Raw genomic sequence first — 20721 nt, forward strand, 5'->3', positions numbered from 1 at the left:
ATATTTGAAAATAAAACGGACGGCGTCCCAAATATCGCAAGGAAATTCAGGGGCTTTTTTGCCATGAAAACGGTCCTTTTTCCAATTGTGACCGTTCTAATCTCCATTACGACCGTCCTAATCTTCGCGAGGTGCCGAGTGCACTACACATTAGCACGGTCGTAATGGCAAAGAGGACGGTCGTAAATGTTGAAAACGCTCGAAAAAGGCGAAAAAGTCCCTTTTTGAGGTCAAAAAAGCGGATTAACATTTGTTTGATATTGGAAGTCTTTCGGGCTTGAAAAATGCGTTTTATACAATAAGCCCCCCCGGGACAGTTGAAAGTTAAGAGTTGAAAATTGAAAGTTAAGAGGGAGAGTATTATCGTAGTTCTTGAAGAGCTATAAGGAAGACGGACTTCTCTTTGCCTTGCTCCATGCCCCGTTTCCCTTATTCCGGATCAGATAAAAGAATCCCCTGATTACATTTATATTCATAAAGAGGAAATAGTAAGGGACGAACAACAGTTTGTTCCGCAGGTTTCGTTGTTCCATCCGGTAGCCGGCATAGGCAGCGATATAAAAAAGTAGCTGCAGGAACAGTAATCCGGCATAAAAGGGATTTCCGGAAATGGCTAATACCGCGTTTACGGGCAATAAAAGAAAAAGCATTAGCGGAGTCAGTGTCCAGCGCAACACGCGATGGCTGACATATTGGAAGCTGAGCGTACCGTAACGGAAAATATTGAGCAGTCCTTTAAGCCGCCAGACAGATTGCAGGCCGCCCGCAGCTATTCGTATTTTCCTTTTTTCTTCTTCTTTCATATTCAGTGAAGCCGTTTCTGTGGCATAGGCTTCTTTACAGTAGGCAATTTTATATCCTTTGGCGGCAATACGGAGTGAAAGGATAAAATCGTCGAGCAAAGTGTCCGAAGGCATCTGCTCGAACAGCCCGGTCTGTATGGCAAATAATTCTCCGGCAGCACCGACAGCCGAATAAAGGCGGTCATCCAGGTTTTTTAAGGCCGATTCGTATTTCCAGTAAATTCCTTCACCGGCAGTAGCTCCCCGGGCTGATTGTGTGTCGACTCTTTTTTCACCGGCTACACAGCCTACTTTGGGATCGCTGAAACAACGGACAATCTCTTTTATGGCATCCGTATTCAGCATTGTATTGGCATCGGTGAAAATGACGTAAGGAGTAGAAATGTACTGCATACCCCGGTTTAAGGCTGCTGTTTTGCCTTTCCTTTCCGGATTAAACAGGACTGTGACGTCTTCATATGCTGCTAATCGCTCATTTGTGTGGTCGTTTGATCCGTCTGTTACCCATACAATCCGTAGTTTGCCGTCAGGATAGGATAGGTTCCGGCAGTTTTCCATTTTTGTCGCTATAATATCTTCTTCATTATAAGCAGCTATGAAAAGAGTAACTTCCGGAAGCGGTTCGGGCAGGTGCAAAGCCTCTCTTTTTTTGAACAACTCTTTGATGCGTACCAATAGATATAACAGGATTCCATACCCTATATATGTGTAAAAGACAACAGCCAATCCTAACCAAAAGAGGATAATAAAGAGAGTGTGCATTTGTTCCATATTGTTTTTGCGTAACTTAATATTATGCCAAGCGACGCAAATATAATTATTTTTTCATCCTTCAGCATGGAAACAATATTATTATTTCAAATAATGCATAATAATCAAGACTTTCATGATTTTGTCCAAAACAAATCATTACATTTGTCAACTGTTAAAAAGAATAATATTAATCAACGAATCTAAGGGTAAAAAAACATGAAGTCTATTTTGGTGACCGGTGGAGCGGGGTTTATCGGTTCTCATCTGTGTAAACGGTTATTAGGGGAAGGAAATCGGGTAATCTGTTTGGATAATTATTTTACGGGTTCTGAAAGTCTTATGCGCGAATTGCTTGTGTATCCGAACTTTCAGTCGGTAGAACATGATGTGACCATTCCATATAAAACAACATCGGCTATTGATGAAATTTACAATCTGGCATGTCCGGCTTCGCCGATCCATTACCAGTATGATCCCATTAAAACGATTAAAACTTCTATCTTAGGAGCCATTAATATGCTGGAACTGGCACAGGCCCATGATGCCCGGATTCTGCAAGCTTCGACAAGTGAAGTCTATGGAGACCCGTTCATTCATCCCCAGCCGGAATCTTATTGGGGGAATGTGAACACAATCGGTATCCGCAGTTGTTACGATGAAGGGAAGCGGGCTGCGGAAACACTCTTCATGGACTACCACCGGCAGAATAAACTCAAAATCAAAATTATCCGCATATTTAATACGTATGGTCCCAATATGACGGTCCACGACGGACGGGTTGTCTCAAACTTTATTATTCAAGCCCTTCGGAATGAAAATATTACAGTTTACGGCGATGGACGCCAGACCCGCAGTTTTCAGTATGTGGATGACCTGGTCGAAGGAATGGTCCGCATGATGGCGACGGAAGACAGTTTTACAGGTCCGGTTAACCTCGGTAATCCTGGTGAATTTACGATGGTGGAATTGGCTGAACATATCATTCGTCTTACCGGCTCCCGTTCTGAAATCGTATTCCGCCCGTTGCCCTCCGATGATCCGAAACAGCGGAAACCGGACATCACGCTTGCCCGGGAGAAGCTCGGTGGCTGGTATCCTTCCGTCCCTCTTGAAGAAGGGCTTAAGAGAACAATCCGGTATTTTCAGAGTTTGTAAAAATTGAGGATATGATAGCGCTAAAGGTCTTGGAGATCGTCCTGTTTTTGAGCTTCTCCATTAATATACTTTATTTGTTCGTTTTTAGTATAGCTTCTATGCATAAGAACAAGAAAAGAGGGAAGGACTCCGCTGCTTTTCGTCGCATAGCCATATTGATACCGGCTTATAAGGAAGACTTGGTGATTATGGAATGCGTAGAATCTTGTTTGCAGCAGGACTATCCGCGTGACCGGTACGATATCGTTGTTATCTCCGATCAGATGGGAGCAGAGACGAACGGACGATTGGCTGCAATGCCTGTTATCCTGGAGATTGTCCGTTTCGAGAACAGCACGAAGGCGAAAGCGTTGAATTTAGCGATGAGCCATTTGGCTGATTACGACATCGCACTGATTCTGGATGCCGATAATACAATAGGTCCTGACTATCTCAACCAGATTAATGCCGCCCCCTTTACCGATAATATCGTTGGTTATCAGACGCACCGGACAGCTAAAAATAAGAATACGAGTCTGGCCTATTTGGATGCTGCAAGCGAAGAAATCAATAATAGCATTTTCCGGCAAGGACATGTGAATATGGGTTTGTCGGCCGCTCTGATCGGTTCCGGCATGGCCTTCGATTTCGAATTGATAAAAAAGGAGTTGGCTGGCATCCATGCAATTGGAGGCTTTGACCGTGCTTTGGAACTCACTTTGTTTAAGGCGGGCAAGCGTATCGATTATTTACCGGATGCGTATGTCCTGGATGAAAAGATACAAAACCGCCGGGATTTTGCCCGCCAAAGGAGACGTTGGCTGTCGGCGCAGATCCATTATCTGAAAGAGTTTATCGGCGATATGCCGCAAGCCATATTAGATAAGAATTGGGATTTTTGTGATAAGATGTTCCAGCAAATGAGTATTCCGCGGTTGCTTCTGTTGGGTGAGACGTTTATTATAGCATTGGTTATAACTTGTATATCCTGGCCTATCTCTTTGAAGTGGTGGATATTATTCTGTATACTGATCGTCTCTTTACTCTTGGCCGTCCCTAAACGTTTATATACAAGACAATTGTTCATAGCCGTTGTGAAATTGCCGGAAACTTTTTTCAGCATGTTTCTGAATCTTTTCCGCCTGAGGGGAGCTAACAAGAAGTTTATCCATACGGAACATGGGGTGAAATAATAAGAAAGAAATAGATATGTTTGTCGGATGTTGGAATAGAAAAGGTGAACTCCCGGAAATACCACAAGCTAAGCAGGAGGGAGGCATTGTTCATAAAGGAACTTGCCGGTGTTACCAGCGGAATAATACACAGCTTTGTTTTTTTGGGGAACTATATAATAAGGAAGAATTAGGATATGGTCTGATTGATGATGCAGAAACGCTTTTTTCTGTATATACTCAAAAAGGAATCCAGGGATTTGCTGGTTTGGATGGCGCTTTTACCTGTATCCTGAGAACACCGGATTCTGTGTTGGTCGTTCGGGACCGGCATGGCCTTTCCGATCAGGTGTATTATACGAATACATATTTTGCCTCTTCCCTTGCTCTGCTGAAATTGACAAACGGATTTGATGCGACTCCAAATTACCAGGCATTGAGTTCCTTCTTATCTATCGGCTATATCGCAACACCTTCTTCGGCCTTTTCGGGAGTGCAAAAATTAGGCGCCGGCGAAGTTCTAATGTATAAGGATGGGCGGATCGAGTCCGATTATTTGTTCCCAACTGATACTATAACCCCGGTTCCATTGAAAGAAAAAACGTTGGATGAGTATGCCGACGAATATGCAGCCTTACATGCCGGTGCGATAAGGAAACGTATCGGGAAAAGTACGAATGTAGGTATTCTTCTAAGTGGAGGCTATGATTCCGGGTGTAATCTGGCTGCTTTGCGCTCTTTGTATAATGGAGATATTCGTTCTTACTCAATAGGATTTAGGGGGGATAACTGGACGGAGTTGCCTTTAGCGCGATGTATGTCTGAAACATTCCGGACTATTCATACCGAATATGAGATAGACGGAAGTGAGATAGAGGCCCTGCCCGGCTTGGTCGAACAATTGGGTGATCCTTTTGTGGAAGGCGGATTGATGGTAAATTATGCTGTTATGCGTCTGATAGGAAATGATAAGCCGGATGTGATACTCGGAGGCGATGGCAGCGATCAATATTTTGGGACATCCGGACGCGAGGTAGCCTTGCATTATCTGATATCCCGCTATGGCATGAAGCCTGTAATGAATCTTTTATATACGATATTGAGCCGGCCTGCCTTCGATAAGGATACAAGCTTTTATCGGCTGCGTTTTCATCTGGATAAGGTATTGCATATTTTGGATGGGGATCTGTTTGGCTTTCCGGCGTTTCAGCAGAAGAAGTTGCTGAAAGATCCTTCTTCTTTCCGCCATTCTCCGTTGTTGCATCCCGATATGCGAAGTTTCGAGCATCTGTATACGCAACATGCATATAAGAGTGATTTAGAGAAGATCATTAATCAGGTTATTCTGTTTAAGGCCTCTAAGATAGCTGATATGTTTGACAATCATCTTGTTTTTCCTTATATGGACCTGGATTTATATAGGTTTCTGATGCGGCTTCCTGTTTGCTATAAATGTAAGGGAGATAGCCCGTTCCGAATAGCAAAAGGAGAAACAACGGCCAAGTATTTGTTGAAATACCACTATAAACCGATGCTCCCGGATGCAATCACCGCAAAGAAAAAGCAGGGAGGATTTGCCCCCATGCCCATCTTTTTCCAGAATGACAAACAACGTGCGCGCATTGCCGACTATATCCTTAGCTCGTCTGTTGTTTCCGACTTTCTGAACAGGGACTACGTGGAAAAGTTTATAGCAGAGTACGATAAAGAATCGCATGAAGCCGGCAATTGGTTTTGGTACAAACAGAACAGGGCCATACAGTATTTCAATTTACTGGCATTGTCTGTTTGGTGGGAGAGGTTTGTGAGAGAGGGAAAAACATATAGCAAGATAACGGAATGAATCAGATAAAGGTAGGCGCATTCCTCAGTTATTTAATAATCGGATTAAATAATATAATCGGGTTACTTTATACTCCTTTTATGTTAAGGATGATGGGGCAGACCGAATATGGTTTATATTCGTTAGTAGTTTCTGTTGTTGCATATCTAACTGTTTTTGATCTTGGATTTGGTAATGCAATTGTTCGATATACGGCAAAAATGCGGGCGGAAAATAATAAAGAAAAGCAATATGAGATGTTTGGAATCTTCTTGTTGCTATATTCATTTATTGGTTTTATTACATTCTGCATAGGTTTTATTATAATCGGGCATGTCAATACGCTTTTTAAGGTGACAATGTCTGTCGAAGAGATGGATAAAGTTCGTATCATGTTGATGTTGATGATATGCAATTTAGCATTTACATTTCCTATGAGTATATTCGGTTCTATTATTACTGCATATGAAAATTTCGTGTTTCAGAAATTGGTGAATTTAGTTCGTATCATATTGAATCCTGTTGTAATGATTATCATGTTGCTGATAGGCTATCGGGCCATCGGTATGGTTGTAGTTGTGACAATATTTAATGTGTTAACATTATTGATGAATGCCTGGTTCTGTTTTTATAAACTAAAGATCAAGATCAGACTGAGAAAATCAAGCTTTGATTGGCCATTTTTGAAGGAAATATCTATTTATTCATTCTGGATTTTTCTAAATGCAATTATAGATAGGATCTACTGGGATTCGGGCCAATTTATTTTGGGAATGTTTACAGGCGTTAGTGTAATTGCTGTTTATGCAGTAGCCTTACAGCTGGTCAATATCTATAAAGGATTTTCTACTGCTATATCCGGTTTGTTTCTTCCAAGAGTAACTGCGATGGTTACAAATAATGAAGGAAATGATAAAATCTCCGAATTATTTATTCGGATTGGTCGGATTCAATATATAATATTAGCCTTTATATTATCTGGATTCATTGTTTTTGGTCGCGTTTTTATCCGTTTTTGGGCTGGTCCGGATTATGCTCAATCCTATTATATCGCATTATTGCTTTTTATACCATTGCTTATACCTTTGATACAAAATATAGGAATTACAGTTTTGCAGGCTAAAAACAAGATGAAATTCCGTTCAATTTTATATTTAGTAGTGTCAATATGTAGCTTGGGCATATCGGTTCCATTAGCTAAATTGTATGGAGGCATCGGTTGTGCATTGGGTACGGCTTTTGCCTTGGTTATTGGCCAGATTATAATTATGAATATCTATTATCACAAGAGAGTCGGTCTTGATATGATTGCTTTTTGGAAAGAGATAGGGAAAATGTCTGTTATTCCGATTGTCTTGAGTTTGCTTGGCTGTCTATTACTATATTATGTACAGTTAGATTCTTGGGGGATGTTTGTTTTGATCGTATTCGTATTTTCGGTTGTATATATATTTCTATTCTGGTTTAAAGGAATGAATCAGTATGAAAGAGATTTATTTATGAAACCTATTCAGAAAATGCAAAAAAAAAATATATAATTGCTTATTATGAAAATAGCTATACTGACTTTGCCTCTACATACGAATTATGGTGGAATCTTACAGGCTTATGCTTTACAAGAGGTAATGACGCGTATGGGACACGAAGTGATATTAATTAATTTGCCGGTTGCGAAAGTATCTAAAGTCGAAAAAGTAAAAGAGTTTGCCAAACGTTTGGTTAAAAGGTTTTTACTTTTTAAGTCTGTGCCATTGCGAGCATGGCCCACTGATAGAGAAAGAAAAAATATTGCTCAACATATTGCTCCATTTATCCATAAATACTTACAAGTTGTAGAATGCACTTGCGAAAAACAGCTTTTAAACTTAGTGAAAAAAGAAAAGGTTAAAGCTCTTATAGTGGGGAGCGATCAAGTTTGGCGTCCTGGTTATTCTACATCCGTCTCGACCTACTTTTTAGATTTCTTAAAGCGGGAGGAAGATATAAAAAAAATATCGTATGCAGCTTCATTGGGTCGTGATTATTGGGTTTTTACAAAAAAGCAAACTCAAGCCTTAGGTGAACTAATACGAAAATTTGATGCTGTTTCAGTTCGGGAGGATTCTGCTGTTACTCTATGCCGGACTTATTGGGGTATCAATGCAAGTTGGCTATTAGATCCTACTCTTTTATTGGATAAAACAGACTATATGAAGGTCTGTGATTTGATCCCAGCCGGCAAAGAAAAACATTTGATGGTTTATATTTTAGATAGCAATATAAATAAAGATAGAATCATACAAGAAATATCCGAACTTAAAAACTTGCCGGTTCATAAAGTAATGGCTAAAAATAAATATTGGAATGTTGGTTCTTCCGGAATAAAAGATTGCATTGTTCCCCCTATCTCGGAATGGATAGAGGGATTTATGAATGCAGGGTTTGTAGTTACAGATTCTTTTCATGGAATGGCTTTTTCTATCGTTTTTGAAAAGCCTTTCATTTGCATTGGAAATAAAACTCGCGGAATGGCTCGATTTACTTCTTTGCTGAAATTATTGGAGCTTGAAGATCGCTTAATACATTCTGTAGATGACTTGAAGCCTGATGTTGTAAATTGCGATATCGATTATAGTAGGGTAAATGCCCTCCGTGAAAAAGAAATCAATAAATCAATTCAATTTTTGCAAGGAGCTCTTTGTAAAATGGAGTAAAGCTTGCTTTTGAACTGGCATCAAATTTAAATCAACTTGTTGTAAAAAACGGATTAACATGTTATTATTGAATAATCATATTTTCTTAATTGAATTTCTTAGCCTTAATAGAACCTTTCGAATAAAAGGTAAAGACTGACCGTTTTTTATATTGTACAGTATAGATTGCGAATTGAATATCATCTCAAAGTTTTCTGTACATAGAACTGGCTTTCCTGTTATTTTATTGATTTCAAGTGCTTGTGATAAGGAGCTTTCTATAAATAATTTATACTGATTAAGTTTATATTCGCTTGCTTTATAGGCGGCATGGCAATTTGCTTTTTGCCGGGCTTCTTTATTGGGCAAATCTAACATAACCAGTTTATTGTATTTAACATTATTATTTTCTAACCAAGTTTCTGTTTCTTTTCTATATTTTTCCAGGCGGGAAGTTACCAGCGTTCCAATTTTGGAGCCCGGGATAAACAGTGGTTGAGCATGCAATACAAAATTTCTATATCGCTCTCCGTCATCATTCTGTTCGGGCGTGGGGTCCACGCATAAAACGCCGTCTATGTCCATACAGGCTTTTTCCAAGACAGTATGATTTAAAATATTCCATTGGAAATACCGGGGGAGAGGAACTATATCCAGAGCGTAATCTACCATATTTTCAGTGCCTGGAATCGCATACACAACACAATATTGAATATTAAAATCGTTTTCCAAATGTTTGACTTGCTCTTTACATTTTTGCATAGCCGAACCGGATGAAATGCTATCATCTACAATCAATATTTTTTTATACTGCCGGCTATCGAAAAACTGGCCTCTTTCTCCGGCTTTATAGATATGTCCGTTGATAAACGAACCAAGGTCTGTGACAGGTCTGTTCAGATATAGAGCTAAAAGATTTGCAGGAAACATACCACTGCGGGGAATACCAACAATCAGATCTATATCTCTGGGGATGATATATAAACGTTTTAATATGACTTGATTCAAGTCTGATATGGTTCTATAGTTCATACGTTTTTAGTGTTTTTGTTTATTATGTTAGAATCGATATCTTTATATTCTTTTTGTTTTGTAAATAATAAAGGAATGCGTTTGAATGCTTTAAGAGCTCTTTCTCGGAAACTGTGGAACAGCGAATTGCCGATAGTGCGATAGCCTGTTACGGGACGTGCATTCCTATCATATATGTATTTTATCTTTCCGTAATCTTTCAAGCCATTGGCCATCATGCCATCTTCTCCACGTTTAATATTTGTACGGAAACGAATCTTTTTCCCATATTCTGTTTTAAATGCAAAAACCATTCCTCTTACACTTAATTCCGGACGATTAATGGAATTGATGTATAAGTATATGTCGCGGCATAATTCATAAAAGAAAAGCCCTATGGCAGAATGTGTCTCATCAGGTATATAGCTCCAAAGGGAGTATACTCCGGAGATTCCGGGTTTTGCTAAATGTTTTACAAGATGTTCCACATAATGTGGAGGGTATAAAGTGTCAGAATCGATGCAAATGTAATAATCTCCTTTAGCATGATCGAGACCACAGTTACGTGCATAGCCATGACCTTGTCTCTTTTCCTGAAAAAAGGGAACTCCCAATGTTTCAAAAATTTCGGCAGTTCTGTCTGAAGAATTATTGTCAATACCAATAAACTCTATTGGATATTTTGATATAGTTTCACTTAGTGACCAGATATTTGCAGCTAAATGATATTCTTCATTGTGTGCAATTATCACGATAGAAACTAAAGGATGATCGCTCTGTTTTGCTTTTATATTTGCACGTATTTCCTTGATAATATTTATAGGAATATTATTAAAAGGTTTCCCGTATAGTGACAAATATTTGTTGTACCACTTCATTTCTTATAATATTTATCAATGATAGTATAAATTTTTCGGACACTATGTCCCCAACTATGTGTTTCTGCAAAACAGATGCGTTCTTCTTTCCGCATGGGATTATTTATTTCTTCCAACGCATTATCTAAGGCTTGGAGATATTCGTCTTCATTTGCCGGAAGATATGTATGCGCCGCAAAAATGTCCTGCATGGTATGAGTACTGGTAGCTACTGTTGGTTTCCCCATTGCCAGGTATTCGTCTATTTTTAAAGGATAATTCCCATTTGTAATATCGTTGACCATTTGCGGATTGATACAGACATCGTAACTGCTAATATAGGCAGGTAATGTTTCGACCGGTTTTTTTCCTAAAAAATAGACATTGGAAAGCTGGTGTATCGGATGTTTGCTGAATACTTCGTCTTCCGGACCTGTAAAAACAAAGCTGTATGTAGGACGTTTTTTTGCAATTCGCAGCAGTAAATCGCTATCCAGGCGGGTACTGTTAACAGTTCCCACATAGCCGATTACAGGGTGTGGAACCGGTTTCATATCTTCTGGTACAGGCCAGCTCTTTCTACCGTCGTACAGAGACAGATTGACTCCGGTTTCGATGGGATAAGTATGACGATTATATTTCCGGAAACGCTCGGCAAAATGTGTAGAGTTTGCCAATACGATATCGGACTTGGCTGCCAATAGCGGTTCAAGCCTTGTTCCGTTCTTTTTCCAATAGGACTCGCCTATAACAAAATCTCTGCAGTAATAAATAGAGAGAGACGGTTTTAGATACTCCTTTAAATACTGACTGCGAAAGATATCCGTATCTATTAGATGGATATAATTGTTGAAACCTAACTGCGTTGCAATTTGGCGGATATGGTTTGCAATCTTTCGGTTATTTAGTTTATTCACCCAATCAAATAAAAAACTTGTCGGTAATTTCCCGACCGGCAATATGCAAAACGGACAATCCGCAATCCACATATTTTCGTTAAGTTGACGAATAGGAGAGACCAGTTTTTTTATCACATCCATCCTGCGAATCCAAGCTTTATTTTTGTTACCTCGGAATCGGGTGGAATAATCCATCGGGGTATTGAGATACAAAACCCGATTCTTTTTCGATATCTCTAATGCTGTATTTTTGATCGTACTGCCTATCTCGATATCCCAAGGCTGTAAACTGGTAATGATGAAGTCGCGGTTTTCCATGATGTCTTTATTTAGATTTGATAATCGATTGATATAATTTTAATAGTTCATGGGCTGTATGCTCCCATGAAAAATGTTTGGAACGTGCGAGTCCGTAAGCTGATTGTTTTTGATAAAACTCCTTATCTCGTTCCAATAAAAGGAGTTGATTCGCTATTGATTGCTCGTCTGTCGGGTCTGTCAGGATAGCGCCTTCACCCCCGACTTCCGGCATGGATGATGTATTGGATGTTATAACCGGGGTTCCACAAGCCATGGCTTCCAATAAAGGAATACCGAAGCTTTCCCGTAAAGAGGTGTAAAGGAAAGCAAAAGCTCCATTATAAAGGAAGGGTAAATCTGTATTCGGAATGTAACCCGGCAGATGGAGATAAGGACGAATATCTTCCAAGCCTGTCTCTTTCAAAATATCATCTACATATTCCGGTTTTAGGTCTGCGATCAACAGAGGACGTTTCTCTTGGGAGTGTTGCAGGTACAAATGATAGGCTTTTAACGTACGAGGTGTATTTTTCTTCGGATCCGTATTCCCCAGGAAAAACAGATAACCGGTTGTTGAGATATATTTTTGCGTGACTGATTTTATATTATCCAACGGATGAAAATGATTGCTAAAACCATTATAGATAGCCATGATCTTATTTTCCGGCAAATGAAGCGTTTCCCGTATCCGGTTACATTCGAAATGGGAGACGGTGATGATTTTCCGACACTTAGGCAAAATGCGCGGTACAACCAAGCGTCTATAATGCCATCCCATATTTTGATACAACGATTTGCTACTATTCTGCCTGTTTTCCAGGAAAATAATGTCATGGAGAGTCAGAACCAAAGGTACTTGGGTACGTAAAGGCGCTGTATTACTTGTGCAATGAAGCAAATCAGGCTTGATTTTGTTTACTGCACGTGGCAATGCCCATTGCTCCCAAAGTGGATAGGTTGGGCATTGTACCTCGATGATATGTACATTATCCGTTTCTCTCAGGCAATGGTCCGGTCCTGGGCTTACAAAGATGAAATATTCATTTTCTTTATCTATCCTCTGCAATTCGCGTACGGTTTCAAGAACTACAAAATCCATTCCATGCTTATTCGGGCGGAAAATACGTTGTGCTTCTATGGCGATTTTCATTTTGTCGGGTTTTATTTTAATTTGTATCGGATGAATGATCACTATGTGCCGTATGAATAAATTCTTTGTTAGCTCCTCTCAACCGGAAAAGGTTGAAAAACATCAACAGGAATAGTATCGGTAAGCTGAAGATAGCTTTCCGAAATCTTTTGTCCACAAGATAATCCGGGATTGCCATGAAAAAAGAAAAAATTAGAACAAACGTGATTCCCCACCATTTAAGGGATAAAGCCCAATCGTACCAGGTTGTTATAAATGAAAATATTATCAGAAAGCCCAATAGAATAACTCGCGGAGGCATCATCCATTGCAAAAGTTTATCGCAATAATCCCAATTACCCGAGAAGAAAGCTCTGGGTAGTTTCCACAGGCCGGAGAACAAATTTGTAAATTGTGTCGCAATCCATCTGCGCCGCTGCTCATAAAACTGCCCCTTCTTTTGAATTTTTTCATCGTAAGTATATACATCTTCCAAAAATTCAATATATATATTTTGCGAAAGCAACATCGCTTCCAGTTGCTTGTCCACCCCGACATGAGCTGCTTTATAAATATATTGCCTAAGCCAGTCATAATCGAACGCCATGCCGGAGCCTATCAATGCCGAAGAGAATCCCAGGCGGGTATGTCCCGAACGGAAAATAGAATTATTGATTTCTTCACTGACTGCATCCAAAACAGCTGTATTTGTATTCCTGTTTTTTGCCACCCGGTGTGTCTGGATGGCCAGGCACCCGGAGTAATAGGCATCATTCAATTTATTCAGGAAAGAGGAGTTTACTATATTATCTGCATCCATGATTACAACCATATCGCACTTTTCTTCTTTTGTACTCAGGTAATCCATGGCAAGGCGAAGTGCATTTGTCTTTGTGCTTTGAGCGTATTGTACTTCTAATACTGTAATAGATGGTAGTGCTTTTAGTGTTTGCATCGTCCTTTCCTGCATCTTATCGGCTATAACGATCAGTTCATACATATAAGACGGATAATCCTGTTCCATAAATGAACAGACAGAATTAATGATAACCGCATCTTCTTGATAAGCGGGGAAAAGGACGACGAAGCGATGCTTTTTCCTGGCAGGAGGATATTTATTTTTTATTTTCTTCAATGAAGCCAACGAGAAAATGAAAATATACAATACTGCTATTAGAAACAGAAGAAATATAATTGCATCTGCATATTCTATCAGTTTATCTCCGTAGGAGAGCCACCATTTGTTTATTTCATATTCAAAATCCATATTCTGTTTTTATATTGGTTCTAATTTTGTTTGTTTTGTTAATTCCTTGTCATACGACTCTCCTAAAACAAGAAAAGTCTGAAATATGTACACGAGATATCCTGTTGGGTATTGCCAGAAAAAGTTATTGCCGTATGCACTGAGCATAATACCCCACAGGCCGCAATTCATGGCTATCAACATGCCTTTCAATTCTCTATTTCGGATGCGGAACATAATCAGGTAGGCACTGTATATAATAACAAAAAGTAGAATGGCTATATGCAGGCATAGTCCAACAACTCCGTATTGTACCCAAATACTGACAAAATGAGAGTCTGTTGGAATTTGAGTCGTAAAACGTACAGAAAAACGCCTGTTTTCTCCGCCAGCCAGACCGACGCCTTCACCGAACGGCTTGTGAACCATGTATTCAGCCAGTCGTTGCTGGTTTGCTTTTCTCACAAGGTAGGAAGCGTCTTTTTCCGGATGGAATGCTGTACGCATACGGCGTATCTGTTGGTTTGAATTTAAGATATAAGTATGGGCGAAAAAGACGTATATAAAAATTAAGCATATACCACCTGTGACAATGTAGCGAATATTCTTATTCAGAATGATAAACATACCTAATCCTCCAAGGGGAACAATCATAGCGCCACGTGTACCGGATAACATCAATGCGTAAATGGCAAATAATGATACGAATCTGTAATAATAGCGGAGTCCTTTTCTGGGAGTATAAAAAGATAGAATCATATAAATGACAGAAGCCATTCCCATATTTGAACCGAAATTTCCGGCATCTGAAAAAATTGAGAAATAGCGTGTTCCGCTTGCCAGAAGATGGGTTTTGTAACTGCCGCTTTGTATTAACCAGATTTTTTCTCCGGCATCGAAACCGATGTAACGTTGTATAAGAACTTTACCTATGGCTATCAGGGTAAATATGGATAGTAATAAAAGAATGTTTTTTATATCCTGAACTCTGTTTAATAGCAATGAAGTTAATACAACCAACAATGTGAAATTATAGAAATGAGTACGAGTGAATATCCAAGCTTCCACCATTCCTGAAGGATTAAACAGTTCCAGAAATACATACGTCATCCAAATAAGTGAAATATATAATAATTTATTATTGGCTCTATGCCAGGGTATTTTACCTCCGCACAATGAATAAAGAAAGATGCAAGTTAAAAGGAAAAAAATGAAAATATCCATGATGACACTACTATTTTGGATATTTATATAACGTAGTACCCCGATGAAAAAATAATTCATTGTGAACAATGTGATAAAGCCTAAGTAGGGTTTGTTCAGTACCGTAAATATGTAAAGCGCTAAAAATGGTATAATAACAACAGCAGCAGCCATTAACCATGCTTCCCGAAGCAAGGTGTAAACTAACAGCGTAAGTCCTATCACCAGAAAGAAATAGGGACTGAAAAGCATTGTGTTGTTTTTTGTGTTATCCATTAATCAGGCTTTATTAGCTGTAATACCAAATTGATTTAGTCGGAATATCAGATTCTTCAATCCGGAGTAGGGAGGAAGCTGGCCGGTGAAATCTTCTACAAATTCACGTTCTGTACGGTTCAACAGTAAATAAAGAGGTTTTTCTTTTATCTGTTTTCTAAAATGGTCCAGAAGTTGGGTATCGCTGGTAGCCCAGACCCGGCAAGCATCTGCCACTAACAGATTGACTTGCGCTTCCTGCAATAAGTCTGTAGAGATGGTATATTCTCTTAATGGGGGATATTCGACTATAAGGATATCCGGACTATCTTGTCCGTATGGCGGTTCGTAAATATTAAAAATACTCTGGGCCTGAGCATACACCATCGATTGGGAATTATAGTCTTTACCATAGGTTATGATTTTGACATTGAATCCCAGGTCTTCCCAGTATTCCTGCAAGTAAGAAGCGATAAAGCTTTTTCCCTCTTGTTCTCCAAAACTGATCAGATTAATGATTGCAGTCTGGCCTAATCGTAAAAATACATTTAATTGATTACAGCAATAGGCCGCAACAACCCTGTTTGATGCTTTTGTAAACCCTCGGTATTTCAGATTTATGTGTCCGGTAAATGCAGCCAGAACCGGCAGTCCGGTAAGCCGTTTGGCACGGTCTGCATCCCGTAGTGTACGATCCAGTAATTCTATCAACAGGTTAAAGCCGATAATAAGCAACAAGCTACCCATAAAAGCACCTATTACCAACAACATACGCTTACTTTTGTCACTCATAATAGGAAACGTCGGTTCGGAAATCATTCTTAACGTGGCAGAAGTAAGTTGTATATCTTTTTGCTTCATTTTAGCCATATTAAGCGCGTGCAACATCTGTAAATAGGATTGTTCTAATATTTTAATTTCGCGTTGTTGCCGATCTAATTGTGTTCCAATAGGAGAATAAATCTTATATTGTTCATTGTAAACCTTTTTTCTTTGTTCTAAAACATCCAACTCGGCTTTAGCTTTTGTTTTCGCAATGGTTTGCTTAAGCCATTCGTCAACAAGCCCGTCAACAGCAACGCCTTCTTTACTTTCTTTGTAACTATTTATCATCGTTGTCAAAGAAGAGATCTTTTGTTCGGCATTTTTTAGTTGCGTCTTGTATTCTTGAAGTTCAGTATCTTTAGCTTGCATCTCTTCCGAGTTGAACGTCTCGATTTCAGTTATTTTTCCATTGATGGAAGAAATTTCATTCAAAGCTTGAATGAATTCTTCATTGGCTTTCACCAACTTTGTTCGGGTATTCATATATTGTTCCATCTCCAGAATGATTTTGTCCGCACTTTCGTAAGCTCTTCGGGTTGCTTCGTAGCGGTCTTCAAAATCAGAAAATGAATTAGCGATGGCTTTTGTTTGTTCTGGATAGTTAATCACGCTGTTTTCTACATTGTAATTAACCAATTTGTCTTCCAGACCAGATAATTTTATTTGTTGCTTTTTTAGCTCTTTTTCATAATAAGCCACAATGTCGTTTGTTGTTTTATATCGTATATCCTCATAGGCAGAGCGCAACTCGTCGTATATTAGTTTGACTGTGCTTAATGTGATACCCGGATCTGTCGTTTGATAAGATATCTCTATCAGGTCACTGTTGTCCAGCCTTTTGGCTACAAGAGTGGATAGTGTCTTATAACTATAAAATGGACCATCGTTATTTAGTAATCCATACAAGTAATTTTCCGGATCATTTTTCATGTATTTCATGAAGTTCTCAATTGTTTTTTCTTCAGAGCTCCTGTCGACCAACTGTAATAAGTCTGCCGGAATTGTTTTTATCAGATCCTTATAGTTTTTTGCCCTTATGTAAAGATTGTCTTCATCGAGATTTCCATGAACAAGATTTATAGCCAGTAACTTAATCGCGATATTCTTTTGCACACCTTTTTCTTTGGTTAGTTTAACCAAATTATCGAACATATTCTCTACCGATTTCCAGTTAGTCGGCTGTTGATCGCTATTTAAGCCTGTATCTGTGACAATACCTGTATAGATTGTCGTTTTTACGGTATATGTTTTAGGTATAAAGCGGGAAAAATAAATGACTAACCCCGTAACGATGACAGAGCCAAATATCAGTTGATATCGAATCCGGTAAAGAAAACGTATTATATATAATGTTATATTCATTATTCTTCCTGGTTGCTTCTGTTGATAATCTTTACGTTTGTAAGCATCTCGAGCAATGTAACGGCATTATGTAGAGCGGCACGGCCTTCCTGATAGGTGATTACAGCACTTGAACGGCGGCCTCTTTCAAGGGAAAGTGATGTAATGTCGATTTTCCCATTAATGAAATCTTGTTCTGATATTTTCATTTGGGCATTGTATAAAGCGGCTGCATCAGATTTTGCTTTTAACGTCGCTAATTGCTGGAGTACATTGTTGTAGGCTTGTAAAATCATTAATTTCCGTTCTTCTACCGACATCTCATATTCAGATTGCAGCTGAATATATTGTGCTTTCTTTACTCTGTTTTTTTGTTTCCTACTTGTCAAATCCCCTATTGGGATACTGACAGACACCCCAACATTATATAAATTCTGATTGTTTCCTACGTTACTGATTATAGGGTCTACAGGGGTTCCCTCTGTGATAGAAGTCGAATAGAGGTTATTTCGTCCGTATTGATATGTTCCTTGCAATCTCAAATAATTGAGCCATTCGCGATGCGTGATTTCCCGTTCCGCATTTGCCTCGTCCCGCCTTGCTTCATAGATCTTTACAGATGGATGCTCGTAGACGGATTGAAGGAATACAGATAGAGGGGGTAATTGAATGCGCTCGTAATCATCCAACATTGCCTGTATGGAATCAGATTCGGAATTGGCACTGACTTCCACGACAGTAGCATTGTCTGTATAGCTTTTCTTTTTTTGTGCTATGCAATGTATGGAACTGAATATCAATAATAATATAAATGTTGTTTTCATGGTGTTCCTCCTTCGGGTTTAAACATTCTCCTCCTGGATAAAAGCAGTAAAAGTGCGTAAGATGATTTTCATATCCAGCGCGAAAGAAAATGTACGGGCATATTTAATATCCAGTTGTTTGCGCTCTTCAGGTGACAATTTGCCGGAGCTTCCCCGCTTTTCCACCTGCCAAAGGCCGGTTAACCCTGAAGGGGCCATAAAACGTTCTATGTAACTGTCAGAAGTAAGTTGCTCCGCTTCGTAGATGGGGAGAGGACGGTTACCAACAACAGACATATCGCCTTTTAGTATGTTGAATAGTTGCGGGAGTTCGTCAATACTGTATTTGCGGATAAATTGACCTACGCGGGTAATGCGCGGATCGTTTTCCATTTTAAAGAAAGTATTGGCCCGTTCTGTCGATTTATTTTTCAGATAATCTTGCTCATTTGTACTAAAGTTATCAGAAAATAAAACAGCACTTGGCATTTGGCCATTTACCGTAGCTACCTGCAGTGCTGCAGGAGCCGAAGAGCTTAACTCTTCGGCTTCCATGACATATTGGTTTTGCGTCCTGTATTCAGCCAGCCTTTTATCTGCATCAGGATACATGGAGCGGAATTTATAAAAATCGAATATTTTGTAATTACTGCCGACACGCTTTGATTTGTAAACGACCGACCCCTTGCTTTCCAGTTCTATCGCAATAGCGGTTAGGATGAAAACAGGAGACAGGCATATTATCGCTCCTAATGATGCAACAATATCGAAAGCCCGTTTCCAAAGGGGGAGGCGGAAAAATGATAATCCGCCAATAACTTCATTTGGTTTTTCGTTTATGGCTTTTTTATTTGAGAAATCTTCGGCTATGGCAAGTAAACGGAGTAAGTCTTCTTTGGTAATCTCTTCCGTTATGACACAGTTGACTCCGGCCTTTATATATGCAATTTTGTCTTCTTTGCTCAATGAACGGCCAAACAAAATAATATATGCATTTGAATAAAGTTGGCGTAATTTCCGAATTGTATCCTGATCTGCATGAACATCATTCTTTTCCAAGAATACACAAATACTGGAAGAGTTAAGATGCTCCATTACCTGACAAAAATTTGTCAATGTCAGGCATTCCAATACACTTTGATTTAAGGCTCTCTCCAACCGTTGCGGTAATGAAGAGTGATTTCCTAAAAAGATATATTCCATATCTATTATTTTACAATTCTTTTTACCCTTATTCTTAATTCTTCAGGATTGAATGGTTTTACGATGAAATCTTCAGCTCCGTGTTCTAATAAACGTATTCTTGTCGCACTGCCTTCCTCGCTTGATAGGACCAGAATAGGAATATGATTGAAAAGGTCATTCCCTTTCAAATAACAGACAAATTCTTCACCACTCATTTCCGGCATGTTCAGATCAGATATAATACCGTCCGGGATATTACCTTCGTTCATCCACGATATGGCCTTTACCGGATTCTCCATGTACACTACCTGATACGAACTGGATAAGTAGATCATAATGATCTTTGCTATCTCCGGTTTATCATCAACAATTAGAATCGACTTCATCTTTGGCTATTTAACATTTCCCTGCAACTCTGTTATAAATTGACTGACTTTTCATGTCTGGACACAGATATTCATAAATAAAAATCCCTAACCTAAAAGTTTTTAGGATAGGGTTAGTCGTTTATAATTTCATTGGAATAATAGTGTCTACGCGAACAAGTCTTTGCAAAATTAGATAAAACTTTTGAAAATCAAAGAATATTAAGCCGTAAATTTACGGAAAATGTGTATTCTGTACTGTTTTGGAGGAATTTATGGTTTTTTCAGTCTGGTGTTAGGCTTGGTGACTCTGTTTTCGACACAAAACATATATGCTTCGTTTTCAAAACAGGGGCGTCTTAAAAACGAAGCATATATGTTTTTATTCTTCTACTTGTACCTTCACGATTACTTTACGGATGTTCCCCTGGCCGATACCGGGTGCATGGCCGTCTTCCGGGAAATAGATGGCAAACTGTCCCGGGTAGATTTTTGTGTAGGCAGTCGGACGGTCGACATAAAATGTAATGTCTTTCTGTTCATTGTAGGGAGCTGATTCTTCCTGTAACTCGCATCCGGGTTTCCAACCGATTTTTTCAACGCCTAACAAAGGCATCTGGATGTCAATGTATTTTTTATGCGTTTCGATAGCGGCATCTTGTTTCTCTTTGCCGAAGATACTGGCGATGCTTACATATAAACGGGAACCATCCAGTTCATATTTCCCATCTTCCATTTTAGAGAAGTCGGTGGATTTTACATAATCGAATGCTTTTTTGAATAGAGGATGCAGGCATTCGATTTTTTCTGTGTTGTTCAATGAATCAAGTATCATACGTCTTAAATTTTAATTCGTTCATTCGTTTGATTATTGGACAAAGGTCGCATATTCGAATGTTAAATAATAGCCCCTTTCTGCAAATAATTCTATTAAATTCACAGAATC

The 20721-nt window shown here is 39.1% G+C and carries 17 protein-coding genes; 5 read left to right on the top strand and 12 right to left on the bottom strand.

The genetic code is table 11. The features are described 5' to 3' along the window. Positions 1–380: 380 nt before the first annotated feature. Positions 381–1565, bottom strand: coding sequence for a glycosyltransferase family 2 protein (locus DWU89_RS07040; protein WP_392391923.1), 1185 nt, complete (start codon positions 1563–1565; stop codon positions 381–383). Positions 1566–1772: 207 nt separating this feature from the next. On the opposite strand from DWU89_RS07040, the gene DWU89_RS07045 reads away from it, so the two are divergent. From DWU89_RS07045 to DWU89_RS07065, 5 genes are read left to right on the top strand one after another with little or no spacing between them, the layout of a single operon-like run. After that, the gene (locus DWU89_RS07045) at positions 1773–2711 is read left to right on the top strand and encodes a UDP-glucuronic acid decarboxylase family protein (protein WP_115498940.1); all 939 of its coding nucleotides are present in this window, start codon (positions 1773–1775) and stop codon (positions 2709–2711) included. Between the two features lie 11 nt (positions 2712–2722). Then, the gene (locus tag DWU89_RS07050) at positions 2723–3883 is read left to right on the top strand and encodes a glycosyltransferase (RefSeq protein WP_115498941.1); all 1161 of its coding nucleotides are present in this window, start codon (positions 2723–2725) and stop codon (positions 3881–3883) included. A gap of 16 nt (positions 3884–3899) precedes the next feature. Next, complete coding sequence (locus tag DWU89_RS07055; RefSeq protein WP_115498942.1) at positions 3900–5705, top strand: asparagine synthetase B family protein; 1806 nt, start codon at positions 3900–3902, stop codon at positions 5703–5705. Further along, the gene (locus tag DWU89_RS07060; protein ID WP_115498943.1) at positions 5702–7222 is read left to right on the top strand and encodes an oligosaccharide flippase family protein; all 1521 of its coding nucleotides are present in this window, start codon (positions 5702–5704) and stop codon (positions 7220–7222) included. Before DWU89_RS07055 ends, DWU89_RS07060 begins: the two co-directional genes overlap by 4 nt. Before the next feature lie 9 nt (positions 7223–7231). Next, positions 7232–8377 carry a polysaccharide pyruvyl transferase family protein gene (locus DWU89_RS07065; RefSeq protein ID WP_147292099.1) on the top strand — a complete coding sequence of 382 codons (1146 nt, stop codon included), beginning with the start codon at positions 7232–7234 and terminating at the stop codon, positions 8375–8377. A gap of 75 nt (positions 8378–8452) precedes the next feature. Here DWU89_RS07065 and DWU89_RS07070 read toward each other — a convergent pair whose 3' ends face one another. The 11 genes from DWU89_RS07070 to DWU89_RS07120 all read right to left on the bottom strand — a co-directional run bounded on the left by DWU89_RS07070 (position 8453) and on the right by DWU89_RS07120 (position 20610). Then, positions 8453–9388: a phosphoribosyltransferase family protein gene (locus DWU89_RS07070; protein ID WP_115498945.1), complete on the bottom strand. Its 936-nt coding sequence runs from the start codon at positions 9386–9388 to the stop codon at positions 8453–8455. Next, positions 9385–10245 (bottom strand): glycosyltransferase family 2 protein, encoded by an 861-nt coding sequence (locus DWU89_RS07075; RefSeq protein ID WP_115498946.1) that lies wholly within the window; start codon positions 10243–10245, stop codon positions 9385–9387. The genes DWU89_RS07070 and DWU89_RS07075 overlap by 4 nt, the downstream gene beginning before the upstream one ends. Continuing rightward, a complete protein-coding gene (locus tag DWU89_RS07080) occupies positions 10242–11441 on the bottom strand; it encodes a glycosyltransferase (RefSeq protein ID WP_115498947.1) in 1200 nt (399 codons plus the stop codon). Before DWU89_RS07080 ends, DWU89_RS07075 begins: the two co-directional genes overlap by 4 nt. A 7-nt stretch (positions 11442–11448) precedes the next feature. Beyond that, positions 11449–12573 (bottom strand): glycosyltransferase family 4 protein, encoded by a 1125-nt coding sequence (locus DWU89_RS07085; protein ID WP_115498948.1) that lies wholly within the window; start codon positions 12571–12573, stop codon positions 11449–11451. Between the two features lie 16 nt (positions 12574–12589). Beyond that, positions 12590–13819, bottom strand: coding sequence for a glycosyltransferase (locus DWU89_RS07090; protein WP_115498949.1), 1230 nt, complete (start codon positions 13817–13819; stop codon positions 12590–12592). 9 nt (positions 13820–13828) lie between these two features. Further along, positions 13829–15277 (bottom strand): O-antigen ligase family protein, encoded by a 1449-nt coding sequence (locus DWU89_RS07095; RefSeq protein WP_115498950.1) that lies wholly within the window; start codon positions 15275–15277, stop codon positions 13829–13831. 3 nt (positions 15278–15280) lie between these two features. After that, positions 15281–17443, bottom strand: coding sequence for a GumC family protein (locus DWU89_RS07100; protein WP_115498951.1), 2163 nt, complete (start codon positions 17441–17443; stop codon positions 15281–15283). Then, positions 17443–18246: a TolC family protein gene (locus DWU89_RS07105; RefSeq protein ID WP_115498952.1), complete on the bottom strand. Its 804-nt coding sequence runs from the start codon at positions 18244–18246 to the stop codon at positions 17443–17445. Before DWU89_RS07105 ends, DWU89_RS07100 begins: the two co-directional genes overlap by 1 nt. 18 nt (positions 18247–18264) lie before the next feature. Further along, positions 18265–19428, bottom strand: coding sequence for a sugar transferase (locus tag DWU89_RS07110; protein ID WP_115498953.1), 1164 nt, complete (start codon positions 19426–19428; stop codon positions 18265–18267). 5 nt (positions 19429–19433) lie between these two features. Next, the gene (locus DWU89_RS07115) at positions 19434–19796 is read right to left on the bottom strand and encodes a response regulator transcription factor (protein WP_115498954.1); all 363 of its coding nucleotides are present in this window, start codon (positions 19794–19796) and stop codon (positions 19434–19436) included. A 361-nt stretch (positions 19797–20157) separates the two neighbouring features. Next, the gene (locus DWU89_RS07120; protein WP_115498955.1) at positions 20158–20610 is read right to left on the bottom strand and encodes a YhcH/YjgK/YiaL family protein; all 453 of its coding nucleotides are present in this window, start codon (positions 20608–20610) and stop codon (positions 20158–20160) included. Positions 20611–20721 lie beyond the last annotated feature (111 nt).

Origin of the sequence: Parabacteroides acidifaciens, from assembly GCF_003363715.1 — a bacterium.
GTDB lineage: Bacteria > Bacteroidota > Bacteroidia > Bacteroidales > Tannerellaceae > Parabacteroides > Parabacteroides acidifaciens.